Source organism: Phyllobacterium bourgognense (assembly GCF_003337575.1).
Taxonomy (GTDB): Bacteria; Pseudomonadota; Alphaproteobacteria; order Rhizobiales; family Rhizobiaceae; genus Phyllobacterium; species Phyllobacterium bourgognense.
The window spans coordinates 672,671-687,103 of record NZ_QPJM01000001.1 but is presented as its reverse complement, the minus strand read 5'-3'; the positions used below and the strand labels follow the sequence as shown (position 1 = coordinate 687,103).

Here is a 14,433-nt window from a genome sequence, read left to right as displayed (position 1 = left end):
AATCCAGATATGGCCACCAGAAAAACCTATGAACCTATCGATCACACTCGCCGACGCTTTCTTGGGACAACGGCCGCAGCTTTTGCCATTGCCGAACTCGCCATCACCGGGACTGCAACCGCCCAGACCGAGAAGACACCGCGGAAGCTCTCAGCAACCGTCCCTCCGCCGCGCACATCTTTCCGCTCGCTGAAACAGATCGAGGCCGGTGACTTGAACGTAGGGTATTCCGAAGACGGCCCCGCCGACGGGTCTCCGGTCATTCTTCTGCACGGCTGGCCATACGACATCCACAGCTACGTCGATGTCGCTGAAATTCTGGCGTCGGCTGGATACCGGGTCATCGTCCCCCACTTGCGCGGCCATGGCACCACACACTTTCTATCGGCTGAAACGGTCCGGAACGGCCAGCAAGCGGTGATCGCCGCCGATATCATCGCCTTGATGGACGCACTCGCGATTAAAAAAGCGGTGATCGGCGGTTTTGATTGGGGTGCAAGGACGGCCAACATCGTGGCGGCGCTCTGGCCCGAGCGCTGCAAGGCCATGGTCTCCGTCAGCGGTTATCTCATCGGGAGCCAGGAGGCCAACAAGATCCCGCTGCCGCCCGAAGCCGAGCTCGCATGGTGGTATCAGTTCTACTTTGCCACCGAGCGAGGCAGGGACGGTTACGAGAAATACACGCGGGATTTTGCCAAGCTTATCTGGCGGCTCGCATCGCCGCAGTGGAAGTTCGACGATGCCATCTTTGATCGCAGCGCCGCTGCCTTTGACAATCCGGATCATGTCGCCATCGTAGTGCATAATTATCGCTGGCGGCTTGGCCTGGCTGAAGGCGAGTCCAAGTATGACGATCTTGAAAAGCAGCTGGCCCGGGGTCCAATCATCACGGTGCCAACCATAACCCTAGAAGGCGACGCCAATGGAGCTCCGCATCCCGACGCCAGCATCTATTTCAAGAAGTTTTCCGGCAAATATGAACACCGCGTAATAACAGGTGGCATCGGCCACAATCTGCCTCAAGAAGCGCCCCACCCTTTCGCCGAGGCTATCATCGACGTCGACGGTTTTGAGGAGACTGCCCCATGAAAGCTGGTCATTTGGCGTTTCTTGCCGTCGTAGTGGGGTCAGGAATCGCGGCAGTTGCGGCCGCAGCAGACGGTGATCCGGATGCGCGGATAGCGTCTCCGATCTACGGCGTCACTATTCCCGAAGGCTATCGGCAATGGGAGCTGATCGCGCCAGCACAGGAAGGCGAACCCCTCAATGAGCTTCGGGCGGTACTCGGGAATGCGATTGCGGTAAATGCCTATCGCGAGGGGAAACTTCCTTTCCCCGACGGAACCATCCTGACGAAGCTCGCCTGGAAGCATGTTCAGTCGCCCGAATTCGCACCAGCCTCCATTCCCGGTGCTGCGACGACTGTCCAGATCATGGTGAAAGATTCAAAGAAATACCCGGCCACCGGCGGCTGGGGATTTGGCCGGTTTGTGGACGGCAAACCCGTCGACTCAGCCCAGCATGAAACCTGTTTCGCCTGCCATGAGGCGCTCGTAAAAGATCACGACTTTGTCTTTACGCGGCTTGCACCCTAGTCAGGCCGGACTTTACCTGAGGAGAAGGATTTCATGTCGCAACGGTGGTTCATAACCGGCAGCTCGCGCGGTCTCGGTCGGGCCCTGTCAGAAGCCGTGCTTAACGCCGGTCATCGTCTTGTCGCCAGCGCGCGGGAACCCGCACGGCTGTCTGATCTTGAGGAGCGCTATGGAGATGCGGTCAGAACTGCCGCGCTCGATGTGACGGATCCAGTCGCCGCGGAGGCCGCCATGCGCATCGCCATCGATAACTTCGGCGGGATCGATGTCCTCGTGAACAATGCCGGATACGGCAACATCAATTCTGTCGAAGACACCGACCTCGATGACTTTCGCAGGCAAATCGAAACCAACTTGTTCGGAACGATCATCGTTACCAAAGCGGCTATTCCTTTAATGAGAAAACAGCATGCCGGCCATATCATCCAATTCTCGTCAGTGGGTGGCCGGATCGGCGCTCCGGGCCGTGCATCCTACTCCGCCGCCAAATGGGGTGTCGAGGGCTTCTCTGAAGTTCTCGCCCGGGAGATGGAGTTGATAGGCGTCAAGGTCACCATCATCGAGCCCGGCGGTTTCCGCACCGACTTCGCGGGATCTTCGACCCAACTGAGTGAAGGGCGCCCCGAATACGAAGCAGTCGTCGGTCGAGCGGCGAGCATGCAGCGTGAATTGAACGGGCGGCAGCCAGGCGATCCAGCACGCGCCGCCCAGGTCATACTTGAGGTCGCCGCAATGGGTAAGCCGCCGTTGCGGCTGCCGCTTGGAAGCGATGCACTGGCAGCCATCGAGCAGGCTGATCGGGCAAAGCTGGAAGAACTGGAACACTGGCGGGCCCTTAGTGTATCCACCGACTATCCGCGGGCCCAAGTCTGATTCACCACCGACTTGAGCGTAAGTAAACTTGAGCGGCACTGTAAATATGTCAAAAAGGAAAATTCAAATGAACAAGTTATTAGCGGCGCTCGCGATGGCGGGCGTCCTGTTGAGCGGTTTGCAGGCGCACGCACAGCAGCCTGCTAAACCAACGATCGTCCTTGTGCATGGGGCATTCGCCGATACGTCGAGCTGGAACGGCGTCATCAAAATACTTGAGAAAGACGGCTATCCGATAGTGGCAGCCGCCAATCCCCTGCGCGGCGTCGCTAGCGATGCGGGTTACATTTCCGATATCGTGAACAGCATAAAATCGCCCGTTGTTTTGGTCGGCCATTCCTATGGCGGTAGCGTCGTCAGCTCGGCGGCAAACGGCCATGACAACGTGAAGGCCCTGGTCTATGTCAGCGCGTTTGCGCCCGAAGCGGGCGAAACCGCCGTTGGACTGACAGGAAAATTCCCCGGGAGCACGCTCGGTCCGACGCTCGCTCCGCCCGTGAAGCTCTCCGGCGGTGGCACCGACCTGTACATTCAGCAGGACAAGTTCCACGAGCAGTTTGCGGCAGAATTACCCGAGGTCGATGCCAAACTAATGGCCGCAACACAAAGACCGGTGACAGAATCGGCCCTGAATGAGGCATCGGGCGATCCAGCCTGGAAACATATTTCGTCTTGGTTCATCTACGGCGACAAAGACAAGAATATACCGCCGCAGTCTCTGGCATTCATGGCAGAGCGGGCGCATTCGCACCAGACCGTCGTCGTCAAAGGTGCTTCGCATGTGGTGATGGTCTCAAATCCAGAACCGGTTGCGCGGCTGATTGAAAGCGCAGCCGTGGGCAAATAGCTGGCCTCCCGGCGCGAACCGTCTCACAAGGGCAGCATTGTGATGCTGCCCTTGTACTTGCCTGATGATGGGCCATGCCGCGTTTTCCATGCCGGTCCAGTTTATTTCACAGCGTCATTCTTGACAGATCGTTCCATTATTCCTAGATGAGGCTTATGGCACGAACTAAGGAATTCGACAAAGAACAGGTGCTGGACGCAGCAATCGGCGTGTTTCGCGAGCATGGCTTCGACGGCACATCCACGGACATGCTTGTGCGCGCCATGAGGATCGGGAGGCAGAGCCTATACGACACGTTCGGCGACAAGTGGAAGCTTTACTGCCTCGCCGTGGAGCGCTACTCGACAGAAGAAACCAATGCACACCTCATAATGCTGCGCAATGAACCGCGCGCGGTGGATAGTATCCGGGCGATGGTGGATCGCGTGGTAAAAACAGCGGAGCAAGCCTGCCTCGGCATCAATTCGATTTGCGAATTCGGCCAAAGCCGACCAGAACTCACACACATTTATCAAACCGCAGACCGACGTTTGATGCACGCCACGCGCCAGCGCTTGGAAGAGGCTCAAGCCGCAGGCGATATAAGCCGAACTTTGTCCTCCGACGCGATGGCAGATTTCCTTTTTGCGAGCGTCGCGGGCATCCGCATCGCCGCACGCAGCGGCGCAAGTCGAAAGCAATTGAAATCCCTCGGACGCCTGGCGCTTCGCGCGATTGAGTAGGTAAAAATTTTAGCCATTTTTGGAACAATCAGTCAAGAAAAGGAGAGGCTATGAAAGCCGTGGTTATGAAAAAAGTCGGAGGCACCGACGTGATGGATTTCGTCGATTGCGCAGAGCCGGTGGTGATGCCGGGACATGCCGTTGTCGAAGTCGCCGCGGCCGGTGTGAACTTCATGGACATTGGTGTGCGCCTAGGCATGGCGTGGACCGAGATGGCGAACCCGAAAATTCTCGGCGTTGAAGGCGCGGGGCGCGTGTTATCCGTCGGCGATGGGGTCGATGGTTTTGCAGTCGGCGATCGGGTTGCTTGGGTCTACGCACCCGGAAGCTACGCCGAGCGCCATTCCATTTTGGCAGATTCGCTTGTTAGAATTCCCGACGCCCTGGATGATCGTACGGCCACATCAGTCATGATGCAGGGTCTGACCGCCAGTCACTTCGCCACCGATTTCTATCCTGTGCAGCCGGGTGACATCGCCCTCGTTCATGCGGGTGCCGGCGGGCTGGGCCTTCTCCTGACCCAGATCATAAAGTTGAAGGGCGGACGCGTGATCGGACGCGTCTCGTCGGAAGACAAGATCGCGGCAGCAAAGGAGGCTGGTGCCGATCACGTCATCGTCGATACCGAGGGACAGTTCGCAGAGGGCGTCCTCCACCTGACCGGGGGGGAAGGCGTTAATGTTGTCTATGACGGTTCAGGCCCAAAAACCTTCCATGGCTCACTCGATTCGCTCCGCCGCTGCGGTACATTTTGCTGGTACGGGCCGGTGCTCGGCGGGCCCGGTCCATTGGATATCATGAAGCTGCCTAAAAGCATCAAAATCGGCTATGCGACTTTTTTCGACCATATCCACACCCCGGAGCTGTTCCGCGGTCGTACGCAGCAGCTTTTCGACTGGGTCGCGGACGGTTCGCTGAAGTTGAAGATAGGTGGCGTCTATGCGCTTGCTGAAGCCGCTCGGGCGCATCTCGACATGGAGAGCCGGACCACAACCGGCAAGCTGCTGTTGATTCCATAATGGGGCGGTAAACAGGTCAACGGTCAGCTTTGGATCTTCCATCGATCCGAAGAGCGTCTTTCCCGATGCGGACAATTGCCAACCCTCGCTGTCCATGAGGCACTAGCGTTGCGTTCGAGTTCGACAAGAGCGGCATGGCTGGCATCCAGACAGCCATGCCTCATCCATGGCGAAACTGTGGCCCACAACCTGCGGTTGCGAATTAGCCATTGAGCAAGGATCGCACATTCGTGTATCGTTACGACATCACCATACGAGGGGAATGGAGATGACCGAATCTTCAAAGCGATATGCTGGGCATATCCGCGTTTTGTGCCTACGACGTCTCGTTCCGGTAGTATTGGTGGGCATTGCACCAATTTCCGGCCACGCCTGGTCCTTCGAGCACGCGACAAAAGACAAGGTGTTGGCAGCCTTGCCAAAGTTGGAACAGGCGGCGCAACAAGTCATTGCCAATGACGGGGTTCCGGGTATTTCGATTGCCGTCGTCTATCAGGACAAGGTGATCTACTTGAAGGGCTTCGGCGTTAGAGAAGAAGGCAAAAGTGATCTGGTCGACGCCGATACGGTGTTTCAGCTTGCCTCGTTCTCCAAGCCGATGGCCTCGACCGTCGTGGCGGCGATCGTCAGCGAAGGGGTGGCGAGTTGGGATTCGCGGATGGCCGACATCTACCCATCCTTCCAGCTCTATGACGCCTATCCGACCACACAAGTGACCGTGCGCGATCTCTTTTCTCACCGCAGCGGCCTTCCCGGAGGGGCCGGAAACGAACTCGAAGAGATCGGCTATGACCGCGACGCGATTCTTCAGCGGCTCCGCCAGGTCAAGCCGGAGAGCAGCTTTCGATCGGGATATTCCTACAGCAATTTCGGCCTTACCGCCGGCGCGGTCGCTGTGGCCAAAGCGGCAGGCATGAGCTGGGAGAACGCGGCAGAGGCGAAGCTGTACAAACCGCTTGGAATGTCATCAACCAGCTCGCGCTACGCCGATTTCCTGACGCGAACAAACCGCGCCACCCTCCACGCACAGCTCGACGGCAAATGGAGAGCGCTTGCCAAACGCGACCCCGACCCGCAGTCACCCGCAGGCGGCGTCAGCTCCAATGGGCGGGACCTTGCTCAATGGATGCGGCTTGAGCTCGGCAAAGGCAATTATGATGGCAGGCGCCTCATCGACGCAGAAGCGATCAGCCAGACCCATATGCCGCTGATGGCGCGCGGTAAAAACCCGGTGACCGGCGGATGGTCGTTCTACGGACTTGGCTGGAACGTGGAGTATGGCCGTTACGGCGAAGTTTGGGGCCACGCCGGCGCTTTCAGCACCGGCGCACGGACGCTGGTCAGTTTGCTCCCAGCCGAGGAACTCGGCATCGTCGTCCTTACCAACGCTTTCCCGACGGGTGTTCCCGAGGGCCTTGCCGACACGTTCTTCGAGCTCGCGATGACCGGAAAGACGACAAAGGACTGGGTCGTCGAATGGAACAATATTTATGGGCAGCTCTTTGGGCCGGCGATCGACGCCGCGGTCAAGCGTTACGGGACACCGCCCGCCTCCCCGCTGCCAGCGCTACCGCTGTCTGCCTATGCCGGTACTTATTTCAACGCTTATATTGGCAAGGTGGTTATAGCCGAAAAAGCCCACGGTCTGGAAATTCGCCTGGGGCCAGAAGGCAAGGCGGTTTTCCCGCTCAGCCATTTTGACAGAGACCTTTACACCTATCGGCCGTCTGCGGAGATGCCGAACATGCCCGTTGCGATCACGTTCGAAATCGGGCCAGACCAGAAAGCGAGCCAGGTCAAGATCGACGACCTGAACGAGCTTGGGCTTGGTGTGTTGACTCGCATCGAGATTGACCGTCCCGCTTCCCCTTAGCTTCGCTCTCGGCGCAGCCAAGCGCCGTCTGTCCAGCCCTAGTTCGGGCCTCGCGTTCCCTCCTTGCCGAAAGCCTTTCGACCATTCCGCGCTGCGATCTCCAACGCTTCGCCGACAGTACGTGGCTGGTCGCGATATGGTCGAATTTTTTCGGTGATCTCCTTAGAATCTCTCCTGTCCTGAGCCTGACAGCGGGCAAGAAGTGACCGGCCCAGGCGGCGTGAGGATTAGCACATGCCCCCAAAATAACATCTTGGGTCCAAGACGAAAGCCACCAAAAGGACAAGTTCTACAGTGCTCTAAATATGGCTGATCGAAGTGTGCAATCTTATCAACAAACCGCCGTGTGACACCATATGAGTAATCCCGAGCTAAAATCCTTGAGCAGATTTCAAAAGATGCGCCGTTCGGCGTTATTCGCCCTGCTCCTTATCGTTGTCGTTGGCCTGCTTTTCTGCGGTCCCGTTTTTACCGACGCACATTATGAGAATGACGTAATTGAGATAACCGGCATCGGACTAATCGGCGTGGCGATCATTGGACGGCTCTGGTGCACGCTTTACCTTGGCGGGCGCAAGGCGGCCGAGGTCGTCACCAAGGGGCCTTATTCGATAGCACGCAATCCGCTCTATGTGTTCTCAGCGATCGGCTCGGCAGGCGTTGGTGCGCAAACGGGGAGCCTCACCGTCGGCCTCTTCTTTGGAGCAGCGACGGTGCTTGCCTTCTATATCGTCATTTTCCGCGAGGAAGCCTTCCTGCGCAAGGCATTCGGAACGCCGTATCAAACTTATTGTGCGGTGGTGCCTCGCTTCATTCCAAACTTCTCCCTTTATCAGGATAGCGAAATCGTAACGTTCTATCCCGAAAGGCTTCGATCGACCCTCCGGGACGGGTTGGTCTTCTTTCTAGCGGCACCGGCATTCGAGCTGATCCAACGAGGACAGGAGTGGGGTTATCTGCCTGTTCTGTTCAGACTGCCTTGATTCCCAACTTCTCTTACCCTTTCTGTGGGCGGCACAACCTTGAACGCAAAACGAGCAATAAATTTGCCGCGGGGCGAGACGTCTCCTACATACCTGACGTCGAAAGACTGCAGGCGCTCCACGTCGGGAGTCAACACTTCCTATCGGGTACAGCAATCCCGCGTTCATTCCTTCAACGCGGCGCAGACTGAGCGGAAAGCGATGATTCTTGTAGTTTGCGATGGGCTGACCATGCCAACTAAGCCAGATATAAGGTGACAGCTCCATCTGCGCTGTTACTTCGCCGGCTGCGGCACCGCGCTATCACCATCGTCGGTGCAGTCGCCCGAAAGCGACTGCTGGCCGAGCGCGATGATCACGACGGTCGTGGTTCCGGCCGCCACAGACACCCAAAAGCCGTTCTCGGGCCCATAATTGTCCACCACCCAGCCCGAAACGAAGGCGCCCAGTGCCATGCCGATACCGATACCTGTCATCACCCAAGTTACACCCTCGGTCAGCATCGTTTGCGGTACGCGGCGCTCGATCAGGCCGAAGGCTGTGATGAAAGTCGGCGAGATCGCGATGCCGCTCACGAAGACGGCGATGGCAAGCAGGGTCACCGAGCTGGCGGCGACGAGCAGCGGCAACGCGGTCAGCGCGAGTGCCACGACCGCGATCAGTAGCTGACGGTGCAAGGCCATGCGCGGGTTAAGCGCTCCGATGATCAGGCCTACCGCGAAGGAACCGACCGCGTAGACGCCGATCACCAGGCTCGCGGCATTAGGCTGCCCGAGCTCCTTGGTGATCGCGACAGCACTGACTTCAGCTGTTGCAAAGATCGAGCCAACGAAGACAAGGGCGAGTGTGATGATCTGCACCGGACGCTGTCGGATCGCCGAGCCCGCCGAAACGACGCCCGCGACATGACGCACCTTGGGCTCGGTGCCGCGCTGCAGGATGAAGGCGGCCGTCCCGAGTGCCAGGAAAGCCGTGCTCACCATCATGCCGGCTTCCGGGAACATTGCCACCGCAAGCCCCACCGACAGCGAGGCCCCGGCGATATAAACCAGCTCGTCTGCGGCACTTTCAAACGCGAAGGCCGTGTTGAGCTCGGGCCGGTTGCGGAAAAGCTCTGTCCAGCGGGCCCGCATCAGCGCCGGAATGCTTGGCATGGCGGCCGCAAGGAAGGCCGAGACGAACAGCGTCCAGGCTGGCCAGTTCTGGTTGGCCGCTGCGATCAGCGCGATGAAGGCCGCCACCGACACGACAGTGGTCGGCACGACCACCGCCGTCTGGCCGAGCCGGTCGACCGCCCGCGAAATCTGCGGCGAAACCAGCGCGTTGGTCAGCGCGTAGGTCGCCGAAACCGCGCCGGCGAGCCAGTATTCGCCATACGCCTGGGAGAGCATTGCAACAATGCCGATCGGTGCCATTGCGATGGGAAGACGCGCGAAAAAGCCGGCTGCAGAGAAGCCCTTGGCCCCAGGTGCCGCGAATATCTTTTGATACGGATTTGACATGAGACAATCCTTTCCGGTATTTAATGGACGGCATACATACGCAGCGTATGTTAAGCACATAGTTGCATACGCCACGTATGTCAAATGAAAAGACGCACCGTATGTCAAAAAGGAGACAAGATGGCCAGGCCGCGACAGGAGATGATCGCTGAGACCCGCGCAAAGCTCATTGCGGCAGGCCGGTACGCCTTCGGCACGATTGGCTATGCGGAAGCATCCATGGATGATTTCACCGGCGAGGCTGGCCTCACTCGCGGCGCCCTCTATCACCATTTCGGTGACAAGAAGGGTCTGCTCCAAGCCGTCATTATGGAAATCGATGCGGAAATGACCGAACGCCTCAACAAGGTTTCGGCATCGGCCCCCACCCGCTGGCAGGGTTTTGTCGACGAATGCGCTGCCTACATCGAAATGGCGCTTGAGCCCGAGATCCAGCGCATCATGTTCCGCGACGGCCCTGCCGTGCTTGGCGACATCTCGCAATGGCAGAACACCCCCGGCTGCATCGCAGCCCTCTCCCATAGCATCGACTGTCTCAAGGCCGATGGCGAGATCATCGACATCGACACCGAAACCGCCGCCCGCCTCATCAATGGCGCCAGCAGCCACATGGCGCTGTGGATCGCCAATGCGGAGAAGCCGGAGACGGTTTCGAAGCGGGCAGTCGCGGGGTTCAGGGCGATGCTGGAGGGACTTCGGAAGTAGCATTGATGGTCGATATTGATCGGATGGACCGCCCGTCGGCCGCGAGGCACATTGTGTCTATCTCTCCGCTCGCGGGAGTAGAAGATCAACATCTCAGCGCCGCTAGGCGTTTGAATTACCGGTCTCGTTCTCAACCAAACCGGGATCAAAGCCATCCCCACGGCCCAGCACAACCTCGATGTGCCGCAGCCTGCTGCAATGATCACACAGCTTCAAAACCGTCGTTGCGGGCGCAGCAAAGACCTTGGGAGATACAACGCAAGCGCGTGTCACCTGCCCCGGCAATTTCGCTGGAACAGGCAGGCGCCGCCTATTACCTCGCGCACCCGCTACGGCGCGCCGCAGGCCAGCCTGGCGCTGCCGTTCCAAGGGCTGCTGCCAGCACATCGACCAGGCGGCGGCCGGCGCTGCCGTCCTCGTCAAGACGTGGATTGTATATGGTGACCTCGAGGCCGACCGCTTTTCCGCTCTCCAAGGCAATGCGAAGCGCTGCCTCAAGTTCATCCCACGACAGTCCGCCGGGCATACGGAAATCGACCGCCGGCATGATGGCATCGTCGAGACAATCGGCGTCGAGATGGATGAAAAAACCATCCAGCGCCACCCGCATCAAGTGGTCAACCGCGGCGCGAGCGGCGCTTTCCACACCCATGCTACGCACAGCGTGGAGATCATAGGCAGGAAGGTCCGGGGGAAGGGGCTGGCTGCCGAATCTCGCCTGATCTTCGTGATCGCGAAAGGCGAACGCCACGGCATCTTCGGGCCGCACCAGCGGAGATCGGTTTTCGATATCGGTCAACAGCGCTGGCCCGTATCCGGTAACGAAGGCAAGGTCCATGGACGCGCCCTCGCCGTTGGGCTCCGCCTCTGGCTGGAAAAAGTCAGCATTGCCGTCGATGAAGAGCAGCCCGTAGCGACCGCGCCGCCTGAGGGCGAGCATCGAACCCAGTAAGATCGTGCAGTCGCCGCCCAGCACCACCGGAAATTCGCCCGCATCCAACACCGCTTCTACGGCAGCCGCCAGCTTGGGCGACCAATCCGCGATGGCTTTGGCGTTCAGTGTAAGCGTGCCGGGATCGGGCGCCGGATCCTTCTGCGGTACCTGAAGTCGGCCGGCGCGCCGTGCGTTGATGCGCTCGGCAAGACCGAAGCCAAGAAGCCTGTCGGAGAGGCCTTCGACGCCGTCGGTCGCCAGACCCAGCGTAGAAGGCGCCTCAATGAGGGCGTAAGGACGCATGGACATCGTATTCTCCTTTTTCTCATTCCATTAAGTCCGGTGCTTGACAGTTCGCGGCATCGATCGTCGGGCATTGTTAAAACAGCTGAATGCCCAGATCCTCAGGCGGGTTCCATTGAATATGTATTCCGAACGAATATAATGGAGAAATGACACGTGACATAACGCCCAACCTGCTCGGCGCCTTCGCGCTTTCTCTCACCGACGAAATCCTTGCTGCCGGCAGAAAAGCCTCGGGGCTCAGTCCCAGCGCATGTGCGGCAGTGGTGACGCTTGGCCCTTATCCCGGCACAACCATCAAACTGCTGGCACGCACCCTCGGATTGACGCATTCGGTCGCAGTTCGCCTCGTGGAGGACCTCGTCTCGGGAGGGCTGGTCCAGCGCAAATCGGGCAAGGACCGCCGTGAAGTCGCGCTGCGGCTCACCGCCAAGGGGCGTGCCTTGCGCGCGAGGATTGTCACGGCGCGCGATCAGGTGCTGCGCGATGCGCTGGCCAGCATCGATGCGAGTTCGATGCAACTGCTTGGTAAAATCCTGGCAACAATGTTGACCCACCTCACACGGAACCGCGCACATGCCGACCACATCTGCAGGCTTTGTGACGAAGACATCTGCGTGTCCGAAATCTGCCCCGTGGAACGTGAAGCTGTGCGACTGACCAAGGAGGCGTCATGAATTAGGCTGATATCCATGCTTTGGTTCAACCTCCCAGCCCTGTTCGTTGGATGTTCCATCTGTCGGCGAGCGCATTGGAGAGCGTCATTGGCGTTTTTGTCAGGGAAAAGTAGTGTTTCGACAATCGACCGATCGGTAGGTACCTGGCGCACTCCCTTGCAATCGGGGTCGAGAAAACCAAAGCATGTTTTGTCTGGGCCACCTATTTAGTTTGGATCGAAGGCCGCTGAGAAAAAAGGTACATCATCCCCGGGGGAGTTTTCACACTGAAAATTGCACGCGAATGCGCTGGGCCCGCATTTTAGTCGAGAATGCTGGTGACGGTGTTCCACTCTGCCATGGTTTGAGCCGTAACAGGTAGATGCCGGAATCGTAACATCGCAGCCAGCCGTCCGGGGTTTAGTGCATTCGTAACTTTGGTCATCGTCAGGAGGAAGTCATGGCACGAAAGGCAATCCGTAGCGGCAAAGCTTCAGGCGAGGTCACTGAAGACGAACTGCGTCAACACATTCGGGCCAAGGGCGCCGACTATCTCAAAGATCCCAATATCACCTCCGTAGGTATCGGATTGAAAAACGGCGAAGGCCCGATCTGCCTACAGTTCACGGTCGGGGCGAAAGGTGAATCGGCTTTGGAAGCGCTCGTCACAAACCGTATCCCCGAGATGATCGAGGTCAATGGCAAACCAGTTCCCACTGACGTTATCGAGCGGTCGTATCGTCCCTCTTATAAGATCGTAGCGCCTGAGCAACTCGACCTGCGCCGCCAGCGTGTCGATCCACTCCGTCCCGGGATAAGTGTCGCCCATATCGCTGAAACGGCGGGAACGGTCGGCCTCGTTGTCTTCGACCGCGCCACCGGAGCTCCCTGTATTCTGTCCAACTGGCACGTTCTCAATGGAAATACCGGCAAGATCGGTGATACGATTGTGCAACCCGGTCCCTTTGACGACAACAACACAGCCCTCAACGAGGCGGGAATCCTGCTTAGGAGTCATCTTGGCGCGGCCGGCGACTGCGCGCTCGCGCGTATTCGTTCGCGCGGTTACGATCGCTCCGTCTACGGCCTTGACGTCGTACCGAAGCGCATGGCCCGCGTAGCGTTAGGCGACAGGGTGATCAAGTCCGGGCGGACAACGGCAAACACGCGTGGGATCGTCCGCCGTGTCGATGTCATGGCGAAAATCGACTACGGTGTTCCAGCCGGTGAGCAGGCGATCGGTGGGTTCGAGATAGGACCAGACAAGAGCGACCTTCCCCCGGATGGTGAGATCACCAAGGGTGGCGACTCCGGGTCGGCCTGGTTGATCTTCGACAAGGGCAAAGCGACGGATATTTTCGCGGGCTTGCATTTTGCCGGCGAAACCGACGCGGCTGCAGACGAACATGCCCTCGCCTGCTACGCCGCCTCGGTCCAAAAGAAGCTCGACTTTGTGCTTGAGCCCGAGTTAGCCATCACAATGGCTCATGAGGGGATGGCGACCACCGTTCCGCGCGCCGGCTACGATCCCAACTTCCTGGGTGTAGCCGTTTCCGAGCCCGGCCTGTCAACGGCTTTCAAGCGCGACGCTGTCAACTTCGGCCGCGCCCAGACCATCCCCTACACACATTTCTCGGTGTGCCTCAGCGCCAAGCGGCGGATGGCGCGTTACGTCGCGTGGAATATCGACGGCGCGCGCATGGTGATTCTGCCACGGCGCGGCTTCGGCCTCGACCCTCGCATCGATGCCAAATACCAGCTCGGTGACGAACTCTATGTCGATAATCGCGTCGACCGTGGCCACATCGCCCGACGTGCCGATCTTTGTTGGGGGCCGGTGCCTGAAGCAGAGCAAGCCAACCGGGATTCGTTCTATTTCACCAACATCGCGCCCCAGCATGAGCGCTTCAATCAATCGTCGCGCAAAGGTTTGTGGGGCGAGCTCGAAAACCTCGTGTTCGAACAGGCCGACCTGAAGGATATCAAGCTATCTGTGCAGGGCGGACCGATATTTGGCAAAGACGATACACCCTATCGCGATGCACTCGTTCCCCGCACATTCTGGAAACTGATCGCCTATGTTGGAAGCGATAGCCGCCTGCGTTGCACGGCCTTCATTCTGTCTCAGGAGAACCTATTGAGTGATCTTGAAACACTCGATCTTGACCCGTTGCGCATATATCAAATTTCGCTGGCGGAACTGGCTGTAAAAACGGCATTAGACTTCAGCGCGCTAAATGAAGCGGACATTACGGTCAATCCTGAACTGGTCACCCGACCCGCCCGGCCTGAGGCCCTTATCGATCGTAAAAGCCCGATCACTGAAATTCACGCGCCGGGCGATATTCGCTTGTGATTGTCGACAGCGGTTTGAACCAGATCTAGATTCTCCGCATGAAGCTTGCGTCCGCGTAACCCTGT

General features: G+C 58.6%; 13 protein-coding genes. 11 read left to right on the top strand and 2 right to left on the bottom strand.

What is annotated here, in order from left to right; genetic code table 11:
• The first annotated feature begins 9 nt into the window (after positions 1-9).
• The 8 genes from C7476_RS03265 (at position 10) to C7476_RS03230 (ending at position 7,912) form a co-directional block, all read left to right on the top strand.
• Complete coding sequence (locus C7476_RS03265; protein ID WP_114428435.1) at positions 10-1,089, top strand: alpha/beta fold hydrolase; 1,080 nt, start codon at positions 10-12, stop codon at positions 1,087-1,089.
• Positions 1,086-1,595 carry a cytochrome P460 family protein gene (locus tag C7476_RS03260; protein ID WP_114428434.1) on the top strand — a complete coding sequence of 170 codons (510 nt, stop codon included), beginning with the start codon at positions 1,086-1,088 and terminating at the stop codon, positions 1,593-1,595. The genes C7476_RS03265 and C7476_RS03260 overlap by 4 nt, the downstream gene beginning before the upstream one ends.
• Positions 1,596-1,628: 33 nt before the next feature.
• Entirely contained in the window at positions 1,629-2,468 is an 840-nt protein-coding gene (locus C7476_RS03255) for an oxidoreductase (protein WP_114428433.1), read from the top strand.
• A gap of 67 nt (positions 2,469-2,535) precedes the next feature.
• Complete coding sequence (locus C7476_RS03250) at positions 2,536-3,315, top strand: alpha/beta fold hydrolase (RefSeq protein WP_114428432.1); 780 nt, start codon at positions 2,536-2,538, stop codon at positions 3,313-3,315.
• 155 nt (positions 3,316-3,470) lie between these two features.
• Positions 3,471-4,037, top strand: a complete 567-nt coding sequence (locus tag C7476_RS03245) for a TetR/AcrR family transcriptional regulator (RefSeq protein ID WP_114428431.1) — start codon at positions 3,471-3,473, stop codon at positions 4,035-4,037.
• Positions 4,038-4,087: 50 nt separating this feature from the next.
• A complete protein-coding gene (locus C7476_RS03240; protein WP_114428430.1) occupies positions 4,088-5,056 on the top strand; it encodes a quinone oxidoreductase family protein in 969 nt (322 codons plus the stop codon).
• A 268-nt stretch (positions 5,057-5,324) separates the two neighbouring features.
• Entirely contained in the window at positions 5,325-6,929 is a 1,605-nt protein-coding gene (locus C7476_RS03235; RefSeq protein ID WP_114428429.1) for a serine hydrolase, read from the top strand.
• Positions 6,930-7,285: 356 nt separating this feature from the next.
• On the top strand, positions 7,286-7,912 hold the full coding sequence (locus tag C7476_RS03230; RefSeq protein ID WP_114428428.1) for a methyltransferase family protein: 627 nt from the start codon (positions 7,286-7,288) through the stop codon (positions 7,910-7,912).
• Positions 7,913-8,187: 275 nt separating this feature from the next.
• Here C7476_RS03230 and C7476_RS03225 read toward each other — a convergent pair whose 3' ends face one another.
• The gene (locus C7476_RS03225) at positions 8,188-9,414 is read right to left on the bottom strand and encodes an MFS transporter (protein ID WP_114428427.1); all 1,227 of its coding nucleotides are present in this window, start codon (positions 9,412-9,414) and stop codon (positions 8,188-8,190) included.
• Positions 9,415-9,534: 120 nt separating this feature from the next.
• Between C7476_RS03225 and C7476_RS03220 the strand changes: the two genes are divergently transcribed.
• The gene (locus C7476_RS03220; protein ID WP_114428426.1) at positions 9,535-10,119 is read left to right on the top strand and encodes a TetR/AcrR family transcriptional regulator; all 585 of its coding nucleotides are present in this window, start codon (positions 9,535-9,537) and stop codon (positions 10,117-10,119) included.
• 313 nt (positions 10,120-10,432) lie between these two features.
• On the opposite strand, the gene C7476_RS03215 is transcribed toward C7476_RS03220, so the two are convergent.
• On the bottom strand, positions 10,433-11,362 hold the full coding sequence (locus C7476_RS03215; RefSeq protein ID WP_114428425.1) for an arginase family protein: 930 nt from the start codon (positions 11,360-11,362) through the stop codon (positions 10,433-10,435).
• A 143-nt stretch (positions 11,363-11,505) separates the two neighbouring features.
• Here C7476_RS03215 and C7476_RS03210 point away from each other — a divergent pair, with 143 nt between their 5' ends.
• Both C7476_RS03210 and C7476_RS03205 read left to right on the top strand, forming a co-directional pair.
• Positions 11,506-12,033: a MarR family winged helix-turn-helix transcriptional regulator gene (locus C7476_RS03210; protein WP_114428424.1), complete on the top strand. Its 528-nt coding sequence runs from the start codon at positions 11,506-11,508 to the stop codon at positions 12,031-12,033.
• A 439-nt stretch (positions 12,034-12,472) separates the two neighbouring features.
• Positions 12,473-14,368 (top strand): DNA/RNA non-specific endonuclease, encoded by a 1,896-nt coding sequence (locus C7476_RS03205; RefSeq protein WP_114428423.1) that lies wholly within the window; start codon positions 12,473-12,475, stop codon positions 14,366-14,368.
• Positions 14,369-14,433: the final 65 nt, after the last annotated feature.

What these genes read in the sequence shown, in the direction of transcription:
- C7476_RS03205 (WP_114428423.1), top strand. Translation starts at nt 12,473, where the DNA reads ATGGCACGAAAGGCAATCCGTAGCGGCAAAGCTTCAGGCGAGGTCACT.
- C7476_RS03210 (WP_114428424.1), top strand. Translation starts at nt 11,506, where the DNA reads ATGACACGTGACATAACGCCCAACCTGCTCGGCGCCTTCGCGCTTTCT.
- C7476_RS03220 (WP_114428426.1), top strand. Translation starts at nt 9,535, where the DNA reads ATGGCCAGGCCGCGACAGGAGATGATCGCTGAGACCCGCGCAAAGCTC.
- C7476_RS03265 (WP_114428435.1), top strand. Translation starts at nt 10, where the DNA reads ATGGCCACCAGAAAAACCTATGAACCTATCGATCACACTCGCCGACGC.
- C7476_RS03255 (WP_114428433.1), top strand. Translation starts at nt 1,629, where the DNA reads ATGTCGCAACGGTGGTTCATAACCGGCAGCTCGCGCGGTCTCGGTCGG.
- C7476_RS03240 (WP_114428430.1), top strand. Translation starts at nt 4,088, where the DNA reads ATGAAAGCCGTGGTTATGAAAAAAGTCGGAGGCACCGACGTGATGGAT.
- C7476_RS03225 (WP_114428427.1), bottom strand. Translation starts at nt 9,414, where the DNA reads ATGTCAAATCCGTATCAAAAGATATTCGCGGCACCTGGGGCCAAGGGC.
- C7476_RS03250 (WP_114428432.1), top strand. Translation starts at nt 2,536, where the DNA reads ATGAACAAGTTATTAGCGGCGCTCGCGATGGCGGGCGTCCTGTTGAGC.
- C7476_RS03215 (WP_114428425.1), bottom strand. Translation starts at nt 11,362, where the DNA reads ATGTCCATGCGTCCTTACGCCCTCATTGAGGCGCCTTCTACGCTGGGT.
- C7476_RS03230 (WP_114428428.1), top strand. Translation starts at nt 7,286, where the DNA reads ATGAGTAATCCCGAGCTAAAATCCTTGAGCAGATTTCAAAAGATGCGC.
- C7476_RS03235 (WP_114428429.1), top strand. Translation starts at nt 5,325, where the DNA reads ATGACCGAATCTTCAAAGCGATATGCTGGGCATATCCGCGTTTTGTGC.
- C7476_RS03260 (WP_114428434.1), top strand. Translation starts at nt 1,086, where the DNA reads ATGAAAGCTGGTCATTTGGCGTTTCTTGCCGTCGTAGTGGGGTCAGGA.
- C7476_RS03245 (WP_114428431.1), top strand. Translation starts at nt 3,471, where the DNA reads ATGGCACGAACTAAGGAATTCGACAAAGAACAGGTGCTGGACGCAGCA.